The organism is Frankia sp. CoBUL1 (assembly GCF_978021245.1).
Genome location: NZ_CDXDOS010000164.1, coordinates 1 through 7,625, shown reverse-complemented (window position 1 = coordinate 7,625; position 7,625 = coordinate 1). Strand labels below are relative to the sequence as shown.

5 protein-coding genes are annotated in these 7,625 nt (G+C 71.0%); all 5 read left to right on the top strand.

The genetic code is table 11. The features are described 5' to 3' along the window. Window positions 1-2,699 (top strand): AMP-binding protein (locus AC08OX_RS12390; protein WP_476607964.1); only part of this gene is annotated, 2,699 nt, incomplete at its 5' end. 98 nt (window positions 2,700-2,797) lie between these two features. Further along, window positions 2,798-3,820 carry an iron ABC transporter substrate-binding protein gene (locus AC08OX_RS12385; protein WP_476607963.1) on the top strand — a complete coding sequence of 341 codons (1,023 nt, stop codon included), beginning with the start codon at window positions 2,798-2,800 and terminating at the stop codon, window positions 3,818-3,820. 74 nt (window positions 3,821-3,894) lie between these two features. Then, window positions 3,895-5,373 carry an ABC transporter permease gene (locus AC08OX_RS12380; RefSeq protein ID WP_476607962.1) on the top strand — a complete coding sequence of 493 codons (1,479 nt, stop codon included), beginning with the start codon at window positions 3,895-3,897 and terminating at the stop codon, window positions 5,371-5,373. Next, on the top strand, window positions 5,370-6,518 hold the full coding sequence (locus tag AC08OX_RS12375; RefSeq protein WP_476607961.1) for an ABC transporter ATP-binding protein: 1,149 nt from the start codon (window positions 5,370-5,372) through the stop codon (window positions 6,516-6,518). Before AC08OX_RS12380 ends, AC08OX_RS12375 begins: the two co-directional genes overlap by 4 nt. 168 nt (window positions 6,519-6,686) lie before the next feature. After that, window positions 6,687-7,079 (top strand): RNA-binding S4 domain-containing protein, encoded by a 393-nt coding sequence (locus AC08OX_RS12370; protein WP_476607960.1) that lies wholly within the window; start codon window positions 6,687-6,689, stop codon window positions 7,077-7,079. The last annotated feature ends 546 nt before the right edge of the window (window positions 7,080-7,625 follow it).

The window sequence follows — 7,625 nt, the reverse complement described above, 5'->3', positions numbered from 1 at the left end:
TAGGCTTTCCTTACTTGTACATTGGCTGGGTGACCAAGGCAGGCCCGTCCCTTGCAAGCTCGACTGTGTTCCTCGCCCGCCACCTTGAACGGCACGGTGACCGCACGGCCGTTGTCACGGCTGAGGGCCGGCTGTCCTACCGCGAACTGGCGGCACGCGTCGACGCCGCCGCCGGTCGGCTCGGCGCCGGGCGGCGGCTGGTGCTCCTCGCTGCGGTCAACACGATCGACGTCCTCGTCCTGTACCTGGCGGCGCTGTCCGCCGGGCACGCGGTCCTGCTGGTGCCGGGTGACAACGCCGCGTCGACCGACGCCCTGATCACGTCCTATGACCCCGACGTGGTGATCCGCCCGGCCGGCACACGGACCCGCGTCGAGCAGCGGCGGGAGGGCTCGAAGCACGACCTTCATCCGGACCTCGCGCTGCTGCTGAGCACGTCGGGCTCGACGGGCTCACCGAAACTGGTCCGGCTGTCGTACACGAACCTGCAGGCCAATGCCGAGTCGATCGTCGAGTGCCTCGGCCTTCGCCCCGGCGACCGCGCCGCGACGACCCTGCCCCTTTACTACTGCTACGGGCTGTCGGTCGTGCACAGTCACCTCCTGTGCGGGGCCGGTCTGATCCCGACGTCCCTGTCCGTCGTGGACGCCTGCTTCTGGAACCTCTTCCGGGACGGGCAGGGAACCTCGCTGGCTGGCGTCCCCTACACGTTCGACCTGCTCGACAGGATCGGTTTCGACGCGATGTCGCTGCCGCATCTGCGCTACATCACGCAGGCCGGCGGTCGACTGGCGCCGGACCGGGTGGCCCGCTACGCCGAGCTCGGACGACGCAACGGCTGGGACTTCGTCGTGATGTACGGCCAGACCGAGGCCACGGCGCGGATGGCCTGCCTGCCGCCACACCTCGCGCCGACCCACCCCCACACCATCGGAGTCCCGGTCCCGGGCGGGTCGTTCCGGCTCGAGCCGCTGGCCGACCACACTAGGAGCACCGACAGCACCGGGGATCTGGGGCAGCTCGTCTATTCCGGGCCCAACGTCATGATGGGTTACGCGCGGACGGCCTCGGACCTCGCGCTCGGTCCGACGCTCGACGAGCTGCGCACCGGGGACGTCGCGCGCCGCACCGACGACGGCCTGTACGAGATCGTGGGACGGCAGACCAGATTCGCCAAGGTCTTCGGGATCCGGATCGACCTGCAACACGTGGAGGACACCCTCGCCGGCCAGGGGCTCAGCGCCTGCTGCGTGACCAGCGACGACGCCGTCGACGTGATGATCGAGAGCGACCGGGACACGCCTTCGGTCCGCCGGCTGGTCGCGCGGGCCTGCCGGCTGCCGGAGAACGCCGTCCGCGTCCACCCCCTGGCCGCCCTGCCCCGCCTGGCCACCGGCAAACCGGACCTGGTCGCGCTGCAGGAGATCGCCCGCGACGCGCGACCGGCGCGCACGACCGCGCCCACCGGGCGGGACGGACCGTCGGACGGAACAGCCGACGTACGCCGGCTGTTCGCCGAGCTGCTCCACCGCGACGATGTCACCGACGACAGCACCTTCGTGAGCCTGGGCGGCGACTCGCTGTCCTACGTGGAACTGTCACTGCGGCTGGAGGACGCCCTCGGACACCTGCCCGCCGGCTGGCACACCATGGCCGTGCGGGATCTGAAGCCGGCCACGCGACCGAAGCGCAGGGCTGGCGGCTCTGGCAGCTCGATCGAGACCAGCGTGCTGCTCCGGGCGGTCGCGATCGTGCTGATCGTCGGGACGCACGCCAACACCTTCGACACCGTCGGCGGCATCCTCGGGGGCGCCCATCTCCTCATCGCCGTCGCCGGCTACAACTTCGCCCGTTTCCACCTGACCGCGGCGCCGCGGCGCGACCGGGTCCGCGGGCTGCTCCGCAGCATCGCGTACCTCGCGGTGCCGAGCATCGTCTTCATCACCGTACTCGTGCTTGTCATGGACGAACACGGACCCGCCAACATCGTGCTGCTCAACAGCGTGTTCGGGCCGGACCGCGCGGGCCCACCCTGGGAGTTCTGGTTCGTCGAAGCCCTGGTCCAGATCCTGCTGGTCCTCGCGGCCCTGCTCGGCGTGCCGGCGTTCGACCGCTGGCAGCGGCGCCGCCCGTGGGCCGTCGCAGCCGGTGCCCTCGCCGCCGGTCTGCTCACCCGCTTCGACGTCGTGGCCCTACCGCCGGGACCACGCCACACCCAGACGTCGGTGGCGGTGCTCTGGCTGTTCGCGCTGGGATGGGCCACCGCCGCCGCGACCACGGTACGGCAGCGGCTGGCCCTCACTGCGGCGGCGGCGCTCACCATCCCCGGGTTCTTCGCTGACGCACGCCGGGAGCACGTGGTGCTCGGCGGCGTGCTCCTGCTGGCCTGGACCACGAGCGTCCGCTGCCCACGCCCGCTGCGCCGGCTGGCGGGCCTGCTGGCCGGCAGCTCGCTCTACATCTACCTGACCCACTGGCAGGTGTTCCCCCTTCTGCAGGACGACCATCCGGTCCTGGCGCTGCTGGCCTCGCTCACCGTCGGCGTCGCCGCGTGGAAGGTCTCGTTCCATGCCATGGGCCTTCTCGGCCGGCTCACGGCGGGCGTGCCGATCCCGCTCGGCGCCAGGCGTCCGCTCCGCGGTTCGCCCGCCAGCGCCCCCGACTTGTGCCACTCGTCACATTCTACGGCGCTAAGGTAAACATGAGTTAACTTCTACACCGATTAGAGGTTCGAGGTCGGTCGGACGTGTCTGTCCAGGTGGAGTGTCCAGGTGGAGTGTTCAGGTGGAGGAGCCCGATGGGTTCGTTAGGAAGAACCTTGGTCGTGCTGGTGACGGCCACCTGCCTGGCCGGCCTGGCCGGCCTGTCAGCGTGCGGCTCGGGGGACGACGGGAAGACGATCACGCTCTACAACGCGCAGCACCAGGACCTGATGCGGGTAATGGTGGACGCGTTCACCAAGCAGACCGGCATCAAGGTCGAGTTGCGTCGCGGCGGCGACCCCGAGCTGGCGAACCAGATCGTCCAGGAAGGCGCCAGCTCGCCGGCGGACGTCCTCGTCACCGAGAACTCGCCGGCCATGACGCTGGTCGACCGCGCCGGCCGCTTCAGCAAACTGGACCGGGCCACCTTGGGCCAGGTGCCTGACCAGTACGTCCCGAGCACCGGCAACTGGATCGGTTTCGCGGCCCGGTCGACGGTGTTCATCTACAACCGTGGGCAGGTCGCCAAGAACGAGCTGCCCACGTCGATCATGGACCTGGCGGGACCGGCGTGGCAGGGGAAGGTCGGTGTCGCGGCGGCCGGAGCGGACTTCCAGGCCATCGTCAGCGCCGTACTCGCGGTGAAGGGCGAGGGGGCCACCGCCGAGTGGCTCGCCGGACTGAAACGCAACGCGAAGATCTACGACAACAACATCGCCGCGCTGCGCGCCGTGAACGCGGGCGAGGTCCCCGCCGCCGTGATCTACCATTACTACTGGTACCAGGACCAGGCGGAGTCGGGCAAGGACAGCAGGAACGTCGACCTGCACTTCTTCGGCCACCGGGACCCGGGCGCGTTCGTCAGCGTCTCCGGCGCCGGCGTCCTCGCGGCCAGCGACCAGCAGGCCGAGGCGCAGCGGCTGGTCGCCTTCCTCACCAGCGACGCCGGGCAGAAGGCACTGGTCGACAGCGGTGCCCTGGAATACGCCGTGTCCGACGCGGTCCCCACGAACCCTGCGCTGAAGCCGCTGTCGACCCTCGATCCGCCCGACATCGACATCTCGACCCTGAACGGACCAAAGGTCGTCGAACTGATGCAGCGGGCGGGCCTGCTCTGAACGGCCAGCCCACGACGGCGGGACGGTGGGTACGCACCGGCCCGGCGTACCCGCGCCCGCTGCTGCTGGCCTGTGTGCTCGTCGCGCTGCTCGCGGCCGTCCCGCTGTTCTTCGTCGTCGGATACACGGCCAGCGTGGGCTGGTCGGAGGCCTGGCGGCTGCTGATCCGGCCCAGGGTCGGCGAGCTACTGGTCAACACCACCAAGCTCGTGACCGGCGGGATGGCGGCCAGTGCCGTCCTGGGCACGGCCGCCGCCTGGCTGGTGGAACGGACGGCCCTGCCAGGACGACGGGTCTGGCACGTGCTGCTCGCCGCTCCGCTGGCACTGCCCGCGTTTGTCGTCAGCTACGGTTGGGTTTCGCTGACCTCGGGCGTCGAGGGATACCCGGGCGCCCTGCTGATCGTGACACTCGCCTACTACCCGCTGGTCTACCTCCCCGTCGGCGCGACCCTGCGGGGGCTGGACCCGGCGCTGGAGGAATCCGCCAGGTCACTCGGGCTCGGCCCGTGGCGGACGTTCACCAGGGTCGTGCTCCCGCAGTTGCGCCCGGCCGTCCTCGGCGGGTCGCTGCTGGTTGGCCTGCACCTGCTCGCCGAGTTCGGCGCCCTGCAGATGCTGCGGTTTCCCACCTTCACCACGGCCATCTACGACCAGTACCGCTCGTCGTTCAACGGCCCGGCGGCGAACATGCTCGCCGGCGTCCTGGTGCTGTACTGCGCGGTCCTGGTCGGCACCGAGCTGAGCCTGCGCGGTCGGCACCGCTACGCCCGGCTCGGGCCCGGAGCCAGCCGCACCGCGCAACCCGCCCGGCTCGGCCGGCTCACCGCCCCCGCCGTCGGCGGGCTCGGCGCGGTCGTGGGCCTGGCGCTCGGCGTGCCGCTGGTGAGCCTCGTCCGCTGGCTGCTGGTGGGTGCCTCCGCCGCCTTCCCCGCCGTCGAACTGGCCATCGCCGCCGCGACCGCGGCCGGACTCGGCCTCGCCGGCGCGCTGTGCACCGTCCTGTTGGCGCTTCCGGTGGCGTGGCTCGCGGTACGCCACCCGGGCCGGATCGGGACGCTGCTTGAACGCAGCACCTACACGGCCAACGCGCTGCCGGGCATCGTGGTGGCGCTCGCTCTCGTCACGGTATCGCTGCACATCCTGCCGGCCGTGTACCAGACCACCACCCTCCTGATCGCCGCCTATACGATCATGTTCCTGCCGCGGGCCACGGTGGCGGTGCGAGGCGCGATCGCGCAGGCGCCACCCGTCCTGGACGACGTCGCACACGCCCTGGGCCTGCGCCCGACGCGGGCCTGGCTGCGGGTCACCCTGCCGCTGATCGCCCCCGGCGTCGGCGCCGGCGCCATCCTGGTGTTCCTCGCTGTGGTCACCGAACTCACCGCGACCCTGCTGCTGTCACCCACCGGCACCGACACCCTGGCGACCGAGTTCTGGAGCAACGTCCGCGACGTCGATTACGGCGCGGCCGCCCCCTACGCGGGGTTGATGGTGCTGCTGTCGGCCCCGGCGACCTTCCTGCTCACCCGTTCCGCCAGGAGAAGCACGTGACAGCGCTTAGCGTCAGCCAGGTCACCAAACGGTTCGGCGCCACGACAGCCCTCGCCGGGATCGATCTGCGAGTGCCCGACGGCAGTGTGACGGCCGTGCTCGGGCCGTCGGGCTGCGGCAAGACCACCCTGCTACGGCTGGTGGCGGGATTCAGCGACCCGGACGGCGGGACGATCGACTTCGGCGCCGAACGGGTGTTCAGCCCCGGTCGCAGCGTTCCCGCCCAGCGGCGGCGGGTCGGGTACGTCCCGCAGGAAGGTGCCCTGTTCCCGCACGTGGACGTCGCGGCCAACATCGGGTTCGGCCTGCCCCGCGCCGAACGCCGATCCGCCGGGCGGGCCGCCGAGCTGCTCGACCTCGTCGGGCTGGACGCGAGCCTGGCCCGCCGGTTCCCTCATCAGCTCTCCGGCGGCCAGCAGCAGCGCGTGGCGCTGGCGCGGGCCCTGGCCCCGCGGCCGTCCCTGGTGCTGCTCGACGAGCCGTTCTCCTCCCTGGACGCGGGGCTCCGCCTGAACACCGCCCGCGCCGTCGTCGAAGCGCTGCGTGCCAACCGGACCACTGCGCTGCTCGTCACGCACGACCAGAACGAGGCGCTGTCACTGGCCGACCAGGTCGCCGTCATGGCCGCCGGTCGCATCGCCCAGACCGGCACGCCCCAGGGCATCTACGCCTCGCCCGGCAACCCGACCGTCGCGGCCTTCGTCGGCGCCGCTGTGTTCATGCCCGCCGTCGTCACCGGGCTCACCGCCTCCTGCGACCTTGGCGAACTCGCCGTCCGGCCCGGGTCTCCCCAGGGCGAGGCGCGCCTGCTCGTCCGGCCGGAACAGATCAGGCTCCTCGCCGCAGCGGACGGCGACAAGAACCAGAACGAGGACCGAAACGAGAACCAGAACGAGAACCAGAACCAGAACCAGAACGAGAGCCAGGACCGAAACGAGAACGAAGGGCGGGACAAGGAGCGGAACGGGGTGGTCGGCCGGGTCACCGAGGTGCGGTACTTCGGCCACGACGCCACCGTCCAGCTCCGGCTCGACCGGTCCGGCCGCACCGTGACGGCGCGGGTGCCGGGGCGCCAGCTTCCCGAACCCGGCACCCGCGTACGGCTGTCGATCACCGGGCCCGTCACGGCCTTCCCACCCCATTGACTCCGTCGCGGCTCTCACCGACGCCGGTCTCGGCGCCGGCACGGTCGCGGCGGTCACGAGCGCCCTGCTACCGCCACGCCGGTCGATCGTCACCGCCTGACCGTCCCCGAACGACGACAGGTCCGCCGGTCGATTCGTACAGTCAGACTTATGACGTCGCCCACGCCTATGACGTCGCCGGCGGGAACCGCCCGGATCGACACCTGGATCTGGTGCGTGCGCCTGGTCAAGACGCGATCGCAGGCGACCGCCGCCTGCCGCGCCGGCCATGTCCGCCTCAACGGCGAGCGGGTCAAGCCGGCCCATCCGGTGCGGGCCGGCGACGAGATCCGGGTGCGCCAACCCGGGCACGAGCGGGTCGTCGTCGTCACCCGGATCCTGCACAGGCGGGTCGGCGCGCCCGTTGCCGCGGAGTCCTTCGTCGACCGCAGCCCGCCGGTCGCGCGCGAGGTGCCGCCGGTGCTGGCCGTACGCGATCGGGGCGCCGGGCGGCCGACGAAGCGCGACCGGCGGGCGCTGGAACGCCTGCGCGACCAGCCCCGCCGGCCGGATGCGCGGTAGCGGCGCCGCTACTGGGTGCCCAGTAGCGGCGCCCCGGTCAGGCGACGCCTCGGTCGAGGGAGTCCGCAACCGCCCACACACCATGACCATCCTCAGGAACCTTGCCCTGGAATTACTAACCCTGGTACTACCCACCATGGGATTACTTCGCATCAACGGTGTGAAGTAAACGAAGGAAGCGACCGGGTACGTTGCCGGTGACCGGGACCTGGCTCTGCCGCTACGTGCCGCGTAGCGTTATCCGCGCCCGTGGAATGCGATCGTGAGGTTGATCTGCCTGGACGACACGACCGCGGGTCGTGCCCCGCCGCACCGACCGGCTCGAACTAGAGTCAGGCCCATGGGGCGAGTGTCATCCCAGGGCTGCGCGAAGGTCGCGTGGTGTGACGGCCCATTGCGCTAAGTGGCTATGAATTGGAGTGTCCGGCGGCGGTCTCCGGCGATGTGTTCGAGGGTTTCCTTGACTTTTCGGACTCCGCGGAGGCGGAGGAGGTTCAGGGCAAGGTTGCGGATGGTGGCGAGGTTTCTCGGCCCGTTTCCCGTGGA